General features: G+C 67.1%; 10 protein-coding genes. 8 read left to right on the top strand and 2 right to left on the bottom strand.

Annotated elements, in window-relative coordinates; translation table 11 throughout:
* Positions 1-73: 73 nt before the first annotated feature.
* Positions 74-8,689, top strand: coding sequence for a glycoside hydrolase family 94 protein (locus tag ABD002_RS09885; RefSeq protein ID WP_343790294.1), 8,616 nt, complete (start codon positions 74-76; stop codon positions 8,687-8,689).
* Positions 8,690-8,821: 132 nt separating this feature from the next.
* Entirely contained in the window at positions 8,822-9,520 is a 699-nt protein-coding gene (locus tag ABD002_RS09880; RefSeq protein WP_343790291.1) for a 2OG-Fe(II) oxygenase, read from the top strand.
* Between the two features lie 108 nt (positions 9,521-9,628).
* Here the strand turns inward: ABD002_RS09880 and ABD002_RS09875 are convergent, their stop codons facing one another.
* Positions 9,629-11,134 carry a DNA recombination protein RmuC gene (locus ABD002_RS09875; RefSeq protein WP_343790288.1) on the bottom strand — a complete coding sequence of 502 codons (1,506 nt, stop codon included), beginning with the start codon at positions 11,132-11,134 and terminating at the stop codon, positions 9,629-9,631.
* A 176-nt stretch (positions 11,135-11,310) separates the two neighbouring features.
* Positions 11,311-11,649 (bottom strand): high-potential iron-sulfur protein, encoded by a 339-nt coding sequence (locus tag ABD002_RS09870; protein WP_343790285.1) that lies wholly within the window; start codon positions 11,647-11,649, stop codon positions 11,311-11,313.
* A 249-nt stretch (positions 11,650-11,898) separates the two neighbouring features.
* Between ABD002_RS09870 and ABD002_RS09865 the strand changes: the two genes are divergently transcribed.
* The 6 genes from ABD002_RS09865 (at position 11,899) to ABD002_RS09840 (ending at position 16,710) form a co-directional block, all read left to right on the top strand.
* Entirely contained in the window at positions 11,899-12,555 is a 657-nt protein-coding gene (locus ABD002_RS09865; protein WP_343790282.1) for a methylthioribulose 1-phosphate dehydratase, read from the top strand.
* Positions 12,556-12,696: 141 nt separating this feature from the next.
* Complete coding sequence (locus ABD002_RS09860; protein ID WP_343790279.1) at positions 12,697-13,263, top strand: 1,2-dihydroxy-3-keto-5-methylthiopentene dioxygenase; 567 nt, start codon at positions 12,697-12,699, stop codon at positions 13,261-13,263.
* Positions 13,264-13,265: 2 nt separating this feature from the next.
* Entirely contained in the window at positions 13,266-13,712 is a 447-nt protein-coding gene (locus tag ABD002_RS09855) for a PH domain-containing protein (RefSeq protein WP_343790276.1), read from the top strand.
* A gap of 93 nt (positions 13,713-13,805) precedes the next feature.
* Positions 13,806-14,489 carry an acireductone synthase gene (gene mtnC / locus ABD002_RS09850; protein ID WP_343790274.1) on the top strand — a complete coding sequence of 228 codons (684 nt, stop codon included), beginning with the start codon at positions 13,806-13,808 and terminating at the stop codon, positions 14,487-14,489.
* A gap of 15 nt (positions 14,490-14,504) precedes the next feature.
* Positions 14,505-15,077 carry a methyltransferase family protein gene (locus ABD002_RS09845; protein ID WP_343790271.1) on the top strand — a complete coding sequence of 191 codons (573 nt, stop codon included), beginning with the start codon at positions 14,505-14,507 and terminating at the stop codon, positions 15,075-15,077.
* 157 nt (positions 15,078-15,234) lie between these two features.
* On the top strand, positions 15,235-16,710 hold the full coding sequence (locus ABD002_RS09840; RefSeq protein ID WP_343790268.1) for a C13 family peptidase: 1,476 nt from the start codon (positions 15,235-15,237) through the stop codon (positions 16,708-16,710).
* Positions 16,711-16,879: the final 169 nt, after the last annotated feature.

The raw sequence follows: 16,879 nt of genomic DNA, 5'->3' as shown, positions 1-16,879 counted from the left end.
TGATAGTGACGGCCAGGTTTCCGATCATCCGACCTGGATGCGTTTCCCGCATGCGTCCATATAAGGAGCCGCCATGTCGCCGCTGATGCGCCGATGGTTCGAATCCTGGCCCGTGTGGTTCGGCCAGATTCGGGCGATCGACGATATCGCCGGCGAAGGCGACGCGCCGTTGCGCGCGGAACTGCTCAGCGCCGAGCAGATGGAGGAACACGGACGCGCGCTTGGGGCCGAACACCGCGTTTTCACCGGCAAGCGCTCGAACAGCCTGCTGCTGCGCCTGTCCGAGAATGAGACCGTATTGCGCGACAGCTGCGCGCTGCTCGCCGACGCAATCAAGACCGGGCATCGCGTCACCCCTGCCGGCGAGTGGCTGCTCGACAACCTGTACCTGATCGACGAGCAGATCCGCACCGCACGCCGGCATTTTCCGGAACGCTACAGCTGGGAACTGCCGCGCCTGCAGCGCGGCGCATCTGCCGGCCTGCCGCGTGTCTACGACATTGCGCTGAACTCGATCTCGCACGGTGACGGCCGCGTCGACCAGGACACGCTCAGCCGCTTCGTGCACGCCTACCAGGAGGCGCAGCCGCTCGCGCTCGGCGAGCTGTGGGCGATCCCGATCATGCTGCGCCTCGCCCTGATCGAGAACCTGCGTCGCGTTGCGTTCCGCGTGCGCAGCGACCGCCGCTACCGCAACCTCGCCGCGCGCTGGGCCGACGAGATGATCGACATCGTCGAGCAGGACCCGAAGAGCCTGATCCTGATCGTCTCCGACATGGCGCGCTCGCAGCCGCCGATGCGCGGCGCGTTCGTCGCCGAACTTTCCCGCCGCCTGCAGGGCCACAGTGCCGCGCTCGCGCTGCCGTTGACCTGGGTCGAACAGCGCCTGCAGGAAGCAGGCATGACGATCGAGCAACTCGTGCACGCGACGAACCAGGAGGAAGCCGCCGACCAGGTGTCGATCAGCAACAGCATCGGCAGCCTGCGATTGCTGGAAGCGATCGACTGGCGCGAGTTCGTCGAAGGTGCCAGCGGCGTCGAACGCGTGCTGCGCGACGACCCGGCCGGCGTCTATTCGCGCATGGACTTCGCGACCCGCGACAGCTACCGGCATGTCGTCGAGAAGCTCTCGCGCGAATCGGGCAAGGCAGAGACCGACGTCGCGGAATGCGCGATCATGCTGGCGCGCGAAGCCTCGCCGGCCGACGCGGCCGCGCTCGACCGTCACGTCGGCTACTACCTGATCGACGCCGGCGTGGCGGCGCTCGAGCACTGCTGCGGGCTGCACCGTCGCTTTCCGCGCCTGCGCGCGTGCACCGTCCCGTTTCCGCTCTACTTCGGTGCGTTGCTGCTGACCGGCGCGCTGATCGCGGTGCCGGCGCTGCTCGAACTCTGGCGTACCCCGAGCCCGACCTGGCTCATTGTCGCGACAGCCGTCTGCACGATCGTCGCGCTCAGCCAGCTCGCGGTCGCGCTGGTCAATCGGCTTGCGTCGCTCGCATTGGCGCCACGGCCGTTGCCGCGCATGGAGTGCCGCGAGGGCGTGCCGCCCGAGGCGCAGACACTGGTCGTGGTACCGACGCTGCTCGGCAGCGAAGAGGATGCGACCGAACTCGTCGAAGAACTCGAGATCCGCTTTCTCGCCAACCGCGATCCCAACATCCGTTTCGCGCTGTTGACCGACTTCGGCGACTGGCACGAGGCGGAGAAGCCATCCGACGAAAAGATCCTCGCGATCGCCAGTACGGGCATCGCGAACCTCAATGCGCGCCATACCGAATCCGGTAAAGATCCTTTCTATTTGCTGCATCGGCCACGCCGCTGGAGCGAGAGCGAGCGCAGCTGGATCGGCTTCGAGCGCAAGCGCGGAAAGCTCGGCGAGTTGAACGCACTGTTGCGAAACGGTGCATACGATCGCTACTCGCACATCGTCGGTGACCTGGCGCAACTGCGCGCGACGCGCTACGTGATCACGCTCGACTCGGACACCCAACTTCCGCGCGATGCCGCACACCAGCTCGTGGCCACGATGGAGCATCCGCTCAACCGGCCGCGTTTCGACGAGGTCAGGCGCCGCGTCGTCGCCGGCTACGGCATCCTGCAGCCGCGCATCGGCACCAGCTTCACGACCGGGCGCACCACTCGCTACGCGATGCTGTTCGGTGGTGATCCGGGCGTCGATCCGTACACGCGTGCCGTATCCGACACGTACCAGGACCTGTTCGGCGAGGGCTCGTTCACCGGCAAGGGCATCTACGACGTAGACGCGTTCGAGCATGCGCTCGCCGAAAGGGTCCCCCTGAACCGGATCCTGAGCCATGACCTGCTCGAGGGCTGCTACGTACGGTCCGGGCTCGCCACCGACATCGAGCTCTACGAACGTTACCCGCAGGCCTACCGCCTCGACGCGCGTCGCCGCGAACGCTGGATCCGCGGTGACTGGCAGATCGCCGAATGGTTGTTCTCGCGTGTCCCAGTGGCGAACGGATCGCGAGAGAGCAACCCGCTGTCCGGACTTTCGCTCTGGAAGATCTTCGACAACCTGCGCCGCAGCCTGGTCGCACCCGCGCTGTGTGCGCTGCTGCTGCTCGCCTGGACTGCACTCGCGCGCCCCCTCTGGTGGACGCTACTGATCACCGGCATTCTGCTGCTGCCGATGATGATCGACACGCTCCTGTCGGTCGTGCGCAAGCCGCCGGACCTCAAGCCAGGTCGGCATCTGACGCTGTCGTTGCACGATGCCGGGCGGCGTTTCGCGCAATTTCTGTTCGAGATCGCCTGCCTGCCGCACCAGACCTGGCTGAGCCTCGATGCGATCGTGCGCACCGGCTGGCGCGTGCACGTGTCGCGTCGTCGGCTGCTGCAATGGGTTGCCTCGCGCACGCTGGAAAGCGGCGCACACCGCTCGTCATCCGCGCAGGAAGAATGGATCGCCCCCCTCGCGGCGCTGGCAATCGCGACCTATCTGCTCCGCATCCGGCCGGAGGTCCTGCCGATGGCGCTGCCCTGGCTGCTGCTCTGGCTCGCTGCACCGCTTCTCGAGCGTTGGCTCGCGCGCGCGCCGCGCGACGAATCGGAAGTACTCGACGCGACGCAAGTTCCGTTCATCCGCGGCGTCGCGCGGCGGACCTGGGCGTTCTTCGAGCGCTTCGTCGATGCCGACAACCACTGGCTGCCGCCGGACAATTACCAGGAGCAGCCGATCACCAAGATCGCGCAGCGTACCTCGCCGACCAATATCGGCCTCTGCCTGCTCGCGAACCTGACCGCCTGGGACCTGGGCTACCTGAGTCTGGTCAAACTGCTCGAACGCACTGCGCTGACGTTCGACACGCTGCACCGGCTCGAGCGCTACCGCGGGCATTTCTACAACTGGTACGACACCGTCACCTTGCAGCCGCTGCATCCGCACTATGTCTCCACGGTCGACAGCGGCAACCTGGCCGGCCATCTGCTGACCCTGCGCCAGGGATTGCTCGAACTGGCGCACGCACCCGTGATCCATCCGCGTCTGTTCGCAGGTCTCGCCGATACGTTCGGCCTGCTGCGTGATGGCTGGCCGAAAGTCGACGCGGCGCAGTTGGCCGAACTCGACATCGCGTTCGCTGCCATCGAACGCGATCCGCCACGCACCGTGGCGTCGATCCGTGCGCAGTTGCTCAAGCTGATTCCACTTGCCGAAGGCGTGGCGAGCACGCGATCTGCGACGCAATCCGATGCCGTTGTCGCACACGCGCAGACACTCGCGCGCGAATGTCGTGCCGCGCTCGACGACACCGAGGCATGGTTGATCGAAAGCGCGTCGGGTGCAGATGGCAACAGCGCGCACTCCGCAGAACCCGACAGCCTGCCGACACTGACCTCGCTCGACCACCTCGCACCCGCCGATTCTGAACCCGCCACATCCCCGGCATCGCTGCGCGGCGTCGCGCGCGCGCGCGCCTGCCTGCAAGAGATCGAGCGCCTGGCCAGCGCATGCGACGAGCTCGCACGCGCCGGATATCGCTTCCTTTACGACGAGAAGCGCCACCTGTTTGCGATCGGCTACAACGTCAGCGAGGCGCAGCGCGACACCGGTTACTACGACCTGCTCGCCTCCGAGGTGCGCCTCGGCGTGTTCGCCGCGGTCGCGCACGGCCAGGTGCCGCAGGAGAGCTGGTTCGCTCTGGGCCGCCTGCTGACCGCGCACGAGGGACCGCCCACGTTGCTGTCGTGGAGCGGCTCGATGTTCGAATACCTGATGCCGCTGCTGGTGATGCCGGCCTATCCCGGTTCGCTGCTGGCGCAAACCTGCCGCGCCGCGATCGCCCGCCAGATCGTCTACGCGCGGCAGCGCGACGTACCGTGGGGCATTTCCGAATCCGGCTACAACCTGACCGATGCCGCGCAGAACTATCAATATCGCGCGTTCGGCGTACCGGGGCTGGGCCTGCAACGCGGGCTGTCGCAGGAACTGGTGGTCGCGCCGTACGCGAGCGCACTCGCGCTGACCACGTTGCCGCATGCGGCGGCCGACAACCTGCGCGCAATGGCCGCGAAAGGCTGGCTGACCGGTTACGGTTTCTACGAGGCGGTCGACTACACCCCGACGCGCCAACAACCCGGCGAGACGCACACGATCGTACGCTCGTTCATGGCGCACCATCAGGGCATGAGCCTGCTCGCATGCGCGCACGCGCTGCTCGACCGGCCACTGCAGCGCCGCTTCGAGAACTACCCACAGTTCCAGGCCACGCTGCTGCTGCTGCAGGAGCGCGTGCCACGCACGTCCGGCGCATGGGCCAGCGATCCGGAAGTCGTCGACGTGCGCAGCGCCACCGAGCAGCCGCAGATGCCGCTGCGCGTATTCCGCAAGGCCGACACGCGCAGGCCCGCGATGCAGCTGTTGTCGAACGGCCGCTACCACGTGATGGTGACCGCGGCCGGCGGTGGCTACAGCCGCTGGCGCGACCTCGCGCTGACGCGCTGGCGTGAGGACGTGACCCGTGATGCCTGGGGCATGTACGCGTATCTGCGTGATTGCGACAGCGGTCGCATCTGGTCCACCACATTCCACCCCACGCTCGCGACCGTCGACAGCTATGAGGCGGTGTTCACGGAGTCGCGCGTCGAGTTCCGCTGCCGCGCCGGCCAGTTCGACGCACATACCGACATCGTCGTCTCGCCTGAGGACGACATCGAGCTGCGGCGCACACGCATCACCAACCGCTCGCGCGTCGAGCGCACCATCGAGTTCACCAGCTACGCGGAGATCGTGCTCGCGCCCGCCGCGAGCGACGACGCGCACCCGGCGTTCAGCAATCTGTTCGTGCAGACCGAGTTCGTGAAGACGCGCGATGCGATCCTGTGCACACGGCGACCGCGCTCCTCGCACGAAGCGCAGCCGTGGATGTTCCATCTTGTCGCCGTGCACGATGCGCCGAGCGAGGAAATCTCGCACGAGAGCGACCGCATGCGCTTCATCGGGCGCGGCCGCAGCAGCGCGGCCCCGCGGGCGATGCTCGAAGCCGGCCCGTTGTCCGGAACCGCCGGCTCGGTACTCGATCCAATCGCCGCGGTCCGGCACCGTTTCAAGATACGGCCCGAGCAGACCATCTGCATCGACATGGTCACCGGCGCCGCCGAGGGACGCGATGAGTGCCTCTGGCTCGCCGACAAGTACCACGACCGCCACCTCGCTGATCGCGTGCTCGACCTCGCCTGGACACACAGCCGCGTGGTACTCGGCCAGATCAACGTCAGCGAGACCGATGCGCAGACCTACGCGCGCCTCGCCGAATGCCTGGTCTATGTCGACCCGGTGCGCCGCGCCGCGCCCGGCGTCATCGCCAGCAACCGACGCGGCCAGTCGGGGCTGTGGGCCTTCGCGATCTCGGGCGACCTGCCGATCGTGCTGCTGCAGATCGGTGCCTCCGCGAACATCGACCTCGTGCGCCAGCTCGTGCACGCGCACGCGTATTGCCGCCTCAAGGGACTGGTGTTCGACCTGCTGATCTGGAACGCGGAACACGGCGGCTATCGGCAGATCCTGCACGACGAAATCCTCGGCGTGATCGCGGGCAGCGCGGACGCCAGCCTGGTCGACAAGCCCGGCGGCATCTTCGTGCGTGCACTCGAGCAGATCAGCCACGAGGACCGCGTGCTGATGCAGTCGGTCGCGCGCGTCGTGCTGTCCGACGAGGCCGGCTCTCTGATCGAGCAGCTGCGCGCGCGCGAAGCCACCGAGAACGTGCCGCGCTTCACGGCTACGCGCACGCGCGAAGCCGCGCCGGCGCAGAACATCGCGCTGCCGCCACGCACGCTGGTCAACGGCATCGGCGGCTTCTCGCGCGACAGCCGCGAGTACGTGATCGCGACCGACAGCATGCAGCGCACGCCGCAGCCGTGGATCAACGTGATCGCGAATCCCGACTTCGGCTGCATCGTGTCCGAGAGCGGGTCCGGCTGCACCTGGTTCGAGAACGCGCACGAGTATCGCCTGACCCCGTGGAGCGACGATCCGGTCTGCGACCCGAATACCGAGGCGTTCTACATCCGCGACGAGGAGACCGGCCACCACTGGTCGCCGACGCCGCTGCCGGCACCCGGCGCGGCGCGCTACGTGTCGCGGCACGGCTTCGGCTACAGCGCGTTCGAGACGATCGAGGACGGCATCGTCAGCGAGCTGCGCATCCATGTCGATCCGGAGGCGCCGGTGAAGTTCTTCGTGCTGCGCCTGCGCAACGACTCCGGTCGCGCACGCCGACTGTCGGCGACCGGCTACGTGGAATGGGTGCTTGGCGACCTCGCCGCGAAGACCGCGATGCACGTGGTCACCGAGATCGACGCGAGCGGCGCCCTGCTCGCGCGCAACGCTTATAACGCGGAGTTCGCCGATCGCGTGGCGTTCTTCGATGTCGACGACGCACAGCGCACGCTCACCGGCGACCGCAGCGAGTTCATCGGACGCAACGGCAACATGCGCCAGCCCGCTGCAATGGGGCGCGTGTCGCTGAGCGGCCGCGTCGGCGCACGCCTCGATCCCTGTGGTGCGATCCAGATACCGCTCGAACTCGCCGACAGTGAATCGCGCACCTTGATCTTCCGCCTCGGCGCCGGTCGGGATCAGACCGAAGCGACCGCAACGGTGCGACGCTTCCGCCGCTCCGGCTCGGCGCGGAACTCCTTCGAGGCATCCAACGCGCGCTGGGCACAGTTGCTCGGTGCTGTCGTCGTCGACACGCCGGACCACGCGCTGAACGCGCTCGCGAACGGCTGGCTGCTCTATCAGGTCATCTCGTGCCGGCTGTGGGGGCGCAGCGGTTTCTATCAATCCGGCGGCGCGTTCGGATTCCGCGATCAGTTGCAGGATGCGATGGCGCTGGTGCATGCGGCGCCGCACCTGTTGCGCGCGCAGATCGTGCTGTGCGCCTCGCGCCAGTTCCGCGAGGGCGACGTGCAGCACTGGTGGCATCCGCCGGGCGGCCGTGGTGTGCGCACGCGCTGTTCCGACGATTACCTCTGGCTGCCGCTCGCGACCGGCCGCTACCTGCGCGCGAGCGGCGACTGGAACGTACTCGACGAACAGGCGAACTTCCTCGATGGCCGCGCGCTGAACCCCGGCGAGGAGTCGTACTACGACATGCCGCTGCGCTCGAACGAGAGCGCCGACCTCTACCAGCACTGCGCGCGCGCGATCGAACACGGCCTGCGCCTGGGTGTACACGGCCTGCCGCTGATGGGCAGCGGCGACTGGAACGACGGCATGAACAACGTCGGCCACGAAGGTCGCGGCGAGAGCGTCTGGCTCGGATTCTTCCTGTATCGCGTGCTCGTCGATTTCACCGACATCGCCGCGCACCGGGGCGACACCGCATTCGTCATGCGCTGCCGCGACGCGGCGCAGGCGCTCAAGGATGCGATCGACCGCCACGCCTGGGACGGCGAATGGTATCTGCGCGCGTATTTCGACGACGGTACACCGCTCGGTACCGCCAAGGGCGACGAATGCAGGATCGACTCGATCGCGCAAAGCTGGTCGGTGCTGTCCGGCGCCGGCGATCCGCAGCGCGCCGGTCTCGCGCTCGACGCGCTCGACCGCCATCTGGTCAAGCCCGAAGCGAAGCTGATCGAGTTGCTGGAGCCGCCGTTCGACAAGTCATCGCTCGATCCCGGCTACATCCGCGGCTACGTGCCCGGCGTGCGCGAAAACGGTGGCCAGTACACACACGCGGCCGTCTGGGCGGTGATGGCCTTTGCTGAAGCCGGACGCACCGAGCGCGCCTGGGAACTGTTCGACCTGATCAATCCGGTGCGCCATGGCACCTCGCCCGCCGCGATCGCGACCTGGATGGTCGAACCCTACGTCGCCGCGGCCGATGTGCTCGCGGTGCCGCCGCACACCGGCCGCGGCGGCTGGACCTGGTACACCGGCTCGGCCGGATGGATGTATCGGCTCATCGTCGAATCGCTGCTCGGGATCCATCGCGAAGCCGATATGCTGATCCTCGCGCCGCGCTTGCCGGCCGCATGGCCCGCACTGTCGATCACGTATCGGTTCGAGACGACGACGTACGCGATCGAGATCCGTCGCGACACTGAGGTCGCGGGAATGCACGTCACAGTCGATGGCAGCGCGCACGCCGGCACACGCATCGCGCTGATCGATGACGGCGCCGCGCATCGGATCGAGCTGCTGCTTGGCAGCTGAACCCACTTCCGTCGTGGAATTGGCCGCAGGAACCGGAGTGCGCGCGTCATGGGAAGTCCATAGAGTGCCGCCCATCCGACAGACAAGAGGGGCGCAAGGGACGCAATGGACAGGAACATCGATCGAAACTTGATGGAGCGCGTCGGGGCACTCGACTGGGACCGCATCGCCCGTGGCCTCGATAGTCATGGCAGCGCGATGATCGAGCGCCTGCTCCCACCCGCTGCATGCGATGCCTTGTCCGCGTTGTATACGGAGGATGATCGCTTTCGCAGCCGCGTCGTGATGGGTCGACACGGCTTCGGGCGCGGCGAATACAAGTACTTCAGCTATCCCCTGCCCGATCCGATCGCCACCTTGAGGGCCTCGTTCTACGCGCGGCTCGCGCCGGTCGCGAACCGCTGGAACGCGGCGATGGGCATCGATGTCCGTTATCCGGACGCGCATGCGGAGTTCCTCGCGCGCTGCCATGCAGCGGGACAGCAACGGCCGACGCCGTTGCTGCTCCAGTACGGTGTCGACGACTACAACTGCCTGCACCAGGATCTGTACGGCGAGCACGTGTTTCCGCTGCAGGTCGCGATCCTGCTGTCCGAGCCCGGCCGCGACTTCACCGGTGGCGAGTTCGTGCTGACCGAACAGCGTCCGCGCATGCAGTCGAGGCCGGAAGTCGTACCGCTGCGACAGGGCGACGCGGTGATCTTCGCGGTGCACCACCGCCCGGTCCGCAGCAGTCGAGGCGTCTACCGCGTGAACCTGCGACACGGTGTCAGCCGCCTGCGCTCGGGCCATCGCCACACGGCCGGGATCATCTTCCACGATGCGACGTGACGGTTGCGGCCGCTTACTCCGCGGCTGCCCAACCGGCGCCGGCTCTGCACCCGCCCACACCGACGTGACGCAGAAACTCGTGGACAACAACGTCTCCGGTCGTCCGCATCAGGCAGGATGTTCGCTGGTCGTGTTCTCGTCCGCCTCGCCGGCCCCCGCCACGCTCAGCAGGCCCGCCGGCAGTTGCTTCTTCACCGGCGCGCCCATCTCGGCGAGGCTCTGCACCTGCAGCAGCACGCTGCCCTTTCCGCCCTCGGTGAGCCGGCGCAGCGCACTCGCGTGCGCACGCTGCGCCTTGTCGAGCTGGGTACCGATCGCCTCGAGTTCGTCGACGAGCAGCGCGAAGTTGTCGTGCAGTTGCGCGGCGCGCTTGGCGATCTCCATCGCGTTGACGTTGCGGCGCTCGATGCGCCACAGGTGCGCGACCGTGCGCAACGTGGCCAGCAAGGTGCTTGGACTGACCAGCGAGATGTTCTTGCCGAGCGCGTGCGCGTAGAGTCGATCATCCGCGCGCACGGCCTCGATGAACGCGGCTTCGACCGGCACGAACAGCAGCACGAAATCCAGTGTGCGCAGGCCCTCGATGTCGCTGTAGCTGCGCGACGACAACCCGTCGATATGTCGCCGCAGCGAGCCGACGTGCTCCGCCAGTGCGCTCGCACGCTCAGCGTCGTCGACGGTGGCGCAGAAACGTTCGTAAGCGACCAGCGACGCTTTCGCGTCAATCACGATGTCCTTGTCATCGGGCAGATGGACGATGACGTCCGGACGCTGACGCCCTCCGTCGCCATCGCTGAAGCTCGCCTGCGTCGTGTATTCGCGCCCGGCCTGCAGGCCTGACGCCTCGAGCACGCGCTCAAGAACAAGTTCGCCCCACGCGCCCTGCGTGCGCGTGTCGCCCTTCAGTGCGCGGGTCAGGTTGATCGCGTCCTCGCTGATGCGCTGGTTGAGCTGCTTCAGGGTCTGGATTTCCTGCGCGAGCATGCCGCGCTCGCGCTGCTCGCTGGCATGCGTCTGCGTGACCGCCTCGCGGAATTCCGTGAGCTGCACCTTGAGCGGATCGAGCAGGCCGCCGAGCTGCAGCGCACTCTGCTCGCGAAAACGCTCGGCCTTGTCCTCGAGAATGCGGTTGGCGAGGTTCTGGAACGCTTCGCGCAGACGAACCTCCGCCTGTTCGAGCAGTTGCAGTTTTTCCGTGGCGGCCTGCGCCTGCGCCTGCGCACCGGCTTCGAGTGCGGCGTGTTTGCGGGTCAGATCGACGAGGTGTGCCTGCGCTTCGTCTCGACCGCGCCGGACGTCGACAAGCTCGTGACCGAGTCGATCCGCCTGCGCCTGCTGCGCCGCCGCGTGCGCGGAGAGCTTGCGCAGGTTCTGCTCGGCCTGCGCCCAGTCGCGCTCGTAGCGCTCGATGCGCGCCGCACACGCGTCGGCACGTTCGACCGCGGCTTCACGTTGCTCGACCAGCGTCGCCACCTCGGCGTCACGGCTGGCGCGACCGGCCGCATGCGCACTTCCGATCCAGCGGCGCGACACGATATACACCAGCAGCCAACCGGCCAGCAGACCGATCAGCGCGGCGAGGATCAACGGAATGCTCGGTGGAAGATTCTGCATGTACGGGCTCGGCCGAACGACGAGCCCGGATTGTGACAGCCCGAGGTCTCAGTTGCCGAGACGCCGCATCGAGACACGGGATGTGGATCGGCGAGCGCAGCCGCTCCCGTCATTCCAGCGAAGGCAGGAATGACGGGAAGAAACTCGCGGGGAACGCGCCGCTGCCGAAAGCGGACTCAGGCTTTCTTGTTGTAGCTGGCGCACCAGCCCTTCGAATGCACGGACTTGCCCGGGAACAGCAGACACGGGCCGAATTGGTCGCCGGCCTTGCCCTGGAAGAACTGGCAGTTCGCGCAGTTGGAACCGGCCTTGAAGGTCGGGTTGCCGGTCGCGGTCGAAGCATCCTCGGTGTAGTGCAGGGCCTTGGCGGTCGCGTCGTTGACGTCGAGATGCGGCAGGTCGTCGGCGCGACCGATGCGCGGAAGCAATGTTGCAGCGATCGGCGCGGTCGCGGCGCCGATCACGGCGATCTTGAGAAAACGGCGTCTGGCCTGGCTTTCGGCTGGGTTCGACATGGTCCACTCCTGTTGTCCTGACGATGAGCGCGCGAACCGCGCGCGTGGTACATCCGCCCTTCCGTGTATCGAGAGCCGCATGAGCTTAGCGCGGCTCCCTGCACGAGGCACGCCTCTGCGCACCTTTGCCGCACCCGCGGCGCCCGGAGGCTGGCACCGCCAGGATGACCATGTGATGAAGGCGCTGCCATCCGGCTCGGGTATAGTTGCAGGTCCCCAGGTCGCCCCTTTCGGCAAGACACCATCGACATGCAATCCATCGATCGGGTCCAACTCGAATCCTGCGCGCGCCAGATCGCCGACGCCGGCCGCGAACTCGGCGCACTCGGCTGGACGCCGGCGACCAGCAGCAACTTCTCGATGCGTCTCGATGCCGGCCACGCCGCGGTGACGATCTCGGGCCGCGACAAGGGCCGGCTCGACATCGACGACATCATGGTCGTCGATCTCGAAGGGCGCGCGGTCGGCACCGACGCCCGCCCTTCGGCGGAAACCGCGCTGCACACGCAGCTCTATCGCCGCTTTCCCGGCGCCGGCGCGGTGCTGCACACGCATTCGCGCACGCAGACGGTCGCCTCGCGGCTGTTTGCCGGTCGCGGCGTGATCCGCCTCGAAGGCTGGGAGCTGCAGAAGGCGATCGCCGGCACCACGACCCACGAAAGCGTGCTCGACGTGCCGGTATTCCCGAACGCGCAGGACATGAGCGTGCTGGTACGCGCGGTCGATGCCTGGCTCGACGCCGGCAAGCCGCTGCACGGCTACTTGATCGACGGTCACGGCATCTACACTTGGGGACGCGACATGCCCGAGACGCGCCGCCACCTGGAGGCGTTCGAATTCCTGCTGGGCTGCGAACTGGACCTGCTGCGTCTGCGAGGTGAAAGTGGCCTGCAACGCCCATTTTGAAAGCGGCTCGCTCGGCCTCGCGGCGCTGAGCTTGCCCCTCACTCGGCCTGTAGCAACCGCTACAGGCCTCGCTCCGGGCCCGCGCCCATCCCCGCGATTCCTTCGCGATCCATCTTCCAAAATGAACGTCGCAGGCCACACATGAGCCGACTACGCATCTACGACGAAGACAACGGCATCGCGCCGCGCTCCACGCATGCGGAACACGCTGATATCGCCCGTGAACTCGCCGCGGTCGGCGTGCGCTTCGAGCAATGGGAGGCGTCGAAGCCGGTCGTGCCCGGCGCGAGCCAGGACGAAGTGATCGCCGCCTACCGCGGCGACATCGATCGCCTGATGCGCGAGGAAGGCTATCAGGCGGTCGACGTGATCAGCCTGAAGCCGGACCATCCGGAGCGCGCCACGCTGCGCCGGAAATTCCTGAGCGAACATACGCACAGCGAGGACGAGGTGCGCTTCTTCGTCGCCGGCGCCGGCCAGTTCACGCTGCATATCGCGGGCAAGGTCTACGAGGTGCTCTGCGAGAGCGGCGACCTGATCGGCGTGCCGGACCGGACGCGGCACTGGTTCGACATGAGCGAATCACCCTACTTCATTGCGATCCGCCTGTTCACGAACAAGGAAGGCTGGGTTGCCGAGTTCACCGGTGAAGACATCGCGGAACGCTTTCCGCGCATGTCACCGCACCGCTCCGCACAGGCGGCCTGAGCATGGCGTATCTGGACGAGTCGCTCGCGGCCGGCGAAACCATCGTCGCGCGTTTCGCGCTGCACTGGACCGCGAAATGGCAGCTCATCGTGTTTCTCATCCTCGCGATCCCGACGTTCGGCCTTGCGCTGCTCGCCGCGCTCTACGAATGGATCCGCCTGCGCTCGATCGAACAGGGCGTGACGAACCGCCGTGTCGTGCGCAAGACCGGCATCCTCAGCCGCGAAACCGAGGAACTCCGGCTTGCGTCGATCGAGACGATCGACCTGCACCAGAGCGCCTGGGGCCGCCTGTTCGGTTTCGGCGACGTGGTGCTGACCGGCCGCGGCGAGAGCTCGATGATCTTCTCGCGCCTTGCGGCGCCGCTGGAGGCCAAGCGTGCGATCGAAAGTGCCTACGCGGCGAACGTCGAGGCGGCGCGCACGCAAACATCTGCCCATGCATCGTAGGAGCGGCTTCAGCCGCGATGCTCTTTTCGTCGCGACACCAGACCAAGAGCATCGCGGCTGAAGCCGCTCCTACAATTCCCACAGCCGCTCACCATGATCACCACCATCCTCACCGACATCGAAGGCACGACCAGCTCGATCAGCTTCGTCAAGGACGTGCTGTTTCCGTATGCGCGCGAGCGCCTGCCCGCCTTCGTGGTCACGCATGCGGACGAACCCGACGTGCAGCACTGGTTGCACGAAGCGGCCCGGGAAGCCGGCCTGGTCTCGGCGACGCAGCAGGAAATCATCGACCTGCTGATCTCGTGGATCGACGCCGACCGCAAGTCGACCGCGCTGAAGGCGCTGCAGGGCATGATCTGGAAGGATGGCTACACCAACGGCGAATACACCGCGCATGTCTATCCGGAAGTGCCGGCGCGGCTGCGCGCGTGGCATGCCGAGGGCCGACGCCTGTACGTCTATTCGTCCGGTTCGGTACCGGCGCAGAAGCTGTTCTTCGGCCACACCGACGCGGGCGACCTGGCTCCGCTGTTCTCCGGCTGGTTCGATACCGAAACCGGTCCCAAGCGCGACGCGGAGTCGTATCGGCGCATCGCCGCCGCGGTCGGCACGCCCGCGGACACGATCCTGTTCCTGTCCGACATCGTCGAGGAACTCGACGCGGCCCGCGCCGCCGGCCTTCAGACGACCCTGCTTGCGCGCGCGCCATCGCCGTGTCCGTCGCACTGCACGCACCGCTGCGTGGCCGACTTCGACGCGGTCGAGGCACACTGAGCAACGCCTGCTGTGATGGACGCCATGCAGGACCCTCTGATCCGGGCGCTGTGGATCGCCTGGGGTCTGTACTGGCTGATCGCCGCGCGCGGCACCAAGGCCAGCACGCGCGTCGAATCGTCCGCATCGCGCGCCTCGCATCTCGTGCCGCTCGCGATCGCGGCGCTGCTGCTCTGGCTGCGGACGCCGCCGGATTGCTTCCTCTGCGGCCGCATCCTGCCGGCCACATCGACGACATACTTCTCGGGTGTCGCGGTGATCGCGGTCGGTCTCGCGTTCTCGATCTGGGCCCGCGTACACCTCGGCCGCAACTGGAGCGGCGTCGTGACGCTGAAGGAAAACCACGAACTGGTACGCAGCGGCCCGTACGCGCTGGTACGCCATCCGATCTACACCGGCCTGCTGCTCGGCTTCGTCGGCACCGCGATCGCGCGCGGCGAATGGCGTGGCGTGCTCGCGGTCGCGATGGCCTTCGTGGCCTTGTGGCGGAAACTGCGCCTCGAGGAGCGCTGGATGATCGAGACCTTCGGTGACGCCTATCTGCGCTACCGCGCCGAGGTGGCGGCGCTGATCCCGTTCTTGCTTTAAGAACCGCCCCGCGCCGTTCGTGCTGAGGTATCGAAGCACGAGCGGCCCACAGACACGCGCCCCTCCACGCGTCTTTCCGGCAGACCGCAACCAGCCGATAATTGCGTCATCGGCCGCACGGATCGCGGTGCGTAACCCACCCCCTGATCGGTATTCCGTGAAACGACTCCTTGCGACGCTACTGGACGGCCTGCGCGCCGCTTTCCTGCGCCATCCGCGCGGCACGGTCCTCACCGCCAGTGCCGGCGTGTACGTGGCGCTGGTCGCCGTCTACCTTGCGGTTTCGTTCGGCATGGAGCTGGTCGATACCCCCCCGCCTTGGCGGCTCGATCCGGCCGGCATCTCGACCGTGCTGGCCGATTCGCTGCTGACCCTGGTCGCGACATGGCTGCTCGCAACGCTCGCGCAGCGTCGCGACATCGTCTGGGGCGCGGCCGCGATCCTGCTCGCGGCCACGATCGCGACGGCCGCGGTCATCCACTGGCCGCTCGCGTACACCGCGAGTGCGCTGCTGCAACACGACCACGCGGTACTCGCGTTGCTGCTCGAACTGGTTTCGCGTGCGTGGTGGTTCCTGGTCCTGCTCGTGTTCGCGCACTGGCTCGCCCCACGCGGACTCGCACGCGCGCTGGCCGGCGCATTGCTCGCGTACGCGATCTCCGCGGCCGCCTGGTGGTGGCTGCCGGCGGCGCCATTGCTGGAGTCCGCACCGGCATCGGACGAGGTCGCCGAGGACACGAACGCAGCCGATACGACCGAACCGGACGCCGACGCGAACCCGGCAGCCCATGAAGACGACGAAGCCGCGCAGCCCGGCTTCGACGCCGAGGAAGTGATGTTCAACCAGCGCACGCTGCTCGATGCTTCGCTCGCGAAGCTCAAGCCACGGATGCCGGGCAAAACCAACCTCTACGCGATCGCGTTCGCAGGCGACGCCGACCAGGATGTGTTCCGCAACGAGGCGGAATACGCCGAGCGCCTGTTCGCGCAGCGCTTCGATGCCGACGGTTACGTGCTCGTGCTCGAAAACAACGCCGCAACCGTGGCGACGCGACCACTCGCGACCTGGACCAACCTGCACCACGCGCTCGACGCGATCGCGAAGAAGATGGACCCGGCCCAGGACATCCTGCTGGTCTACCTGACCACGCACGGTTCCGAGGACCACCAGCTGCTGGTCGATCTCGATCCGCTGCCGCTCGACCAGATCGAACCGGTGGATCTTGCCGACGCGCTGAAGACCGAGCCCGGCATTCGCTGGAAAGTGCTGGTGGTCAACGCGTGCTATTCGGGCGGCTTTGTCGATGCACTGCGCGACGATTCGACGATGGTGATCACCTCGGCGCGTGCGGACCGCACTTCGTTCGGCTGTGGCGCGGACTCGGACATCACCTGGTTCGGCAAGGCGTTTCTCGTCGAGGCACTGAACAAGACGACCTCGCTGCGCGAAGCGTTCGATCTGGCGAAGCGCGCCGTAGGCAGCTGGGAAGCGGCCGGCAAGAACGAGCCTTCCGAACCGCAGATAGCGAGCTCGCACAGCATCGAGGCAAAGCTGGCCGATTGGCGCAAGCAGTTGCCCGCCCAGCCAGCCGTACCGTTCACGCCGGCCGCGGCGTCGACCACCGCGCGCTGACACAACGCTCTGAAGCCCTCTCCCCCAAGCTTCGCTTGGGGGGGAGAGGGTTGGGTGAGGGGGCGAAACCACGCGCTGGAATGAAGCTGCGATTTTGCACGCTCCAGAAGCGGTGCGTTTCGATGAAGGCACTGCACGCGGCAATGGCGCGTCCTGCATGAAGTCCTGC

The sequence above is a fragment of the Dokdonella soli genome (genome assembly GCF_039523175.1).
Taxonomy (GTDB): Bacteria; Pseudomonadota; Gammaproteobacteria; order Xanthomonadales; family Rhodanobacteraceae; genus Dokdonella_A; species Dokdonella_A soli.
This window is presented reverse-complemented; position numbering and strand designations above follow the sequence as displayed.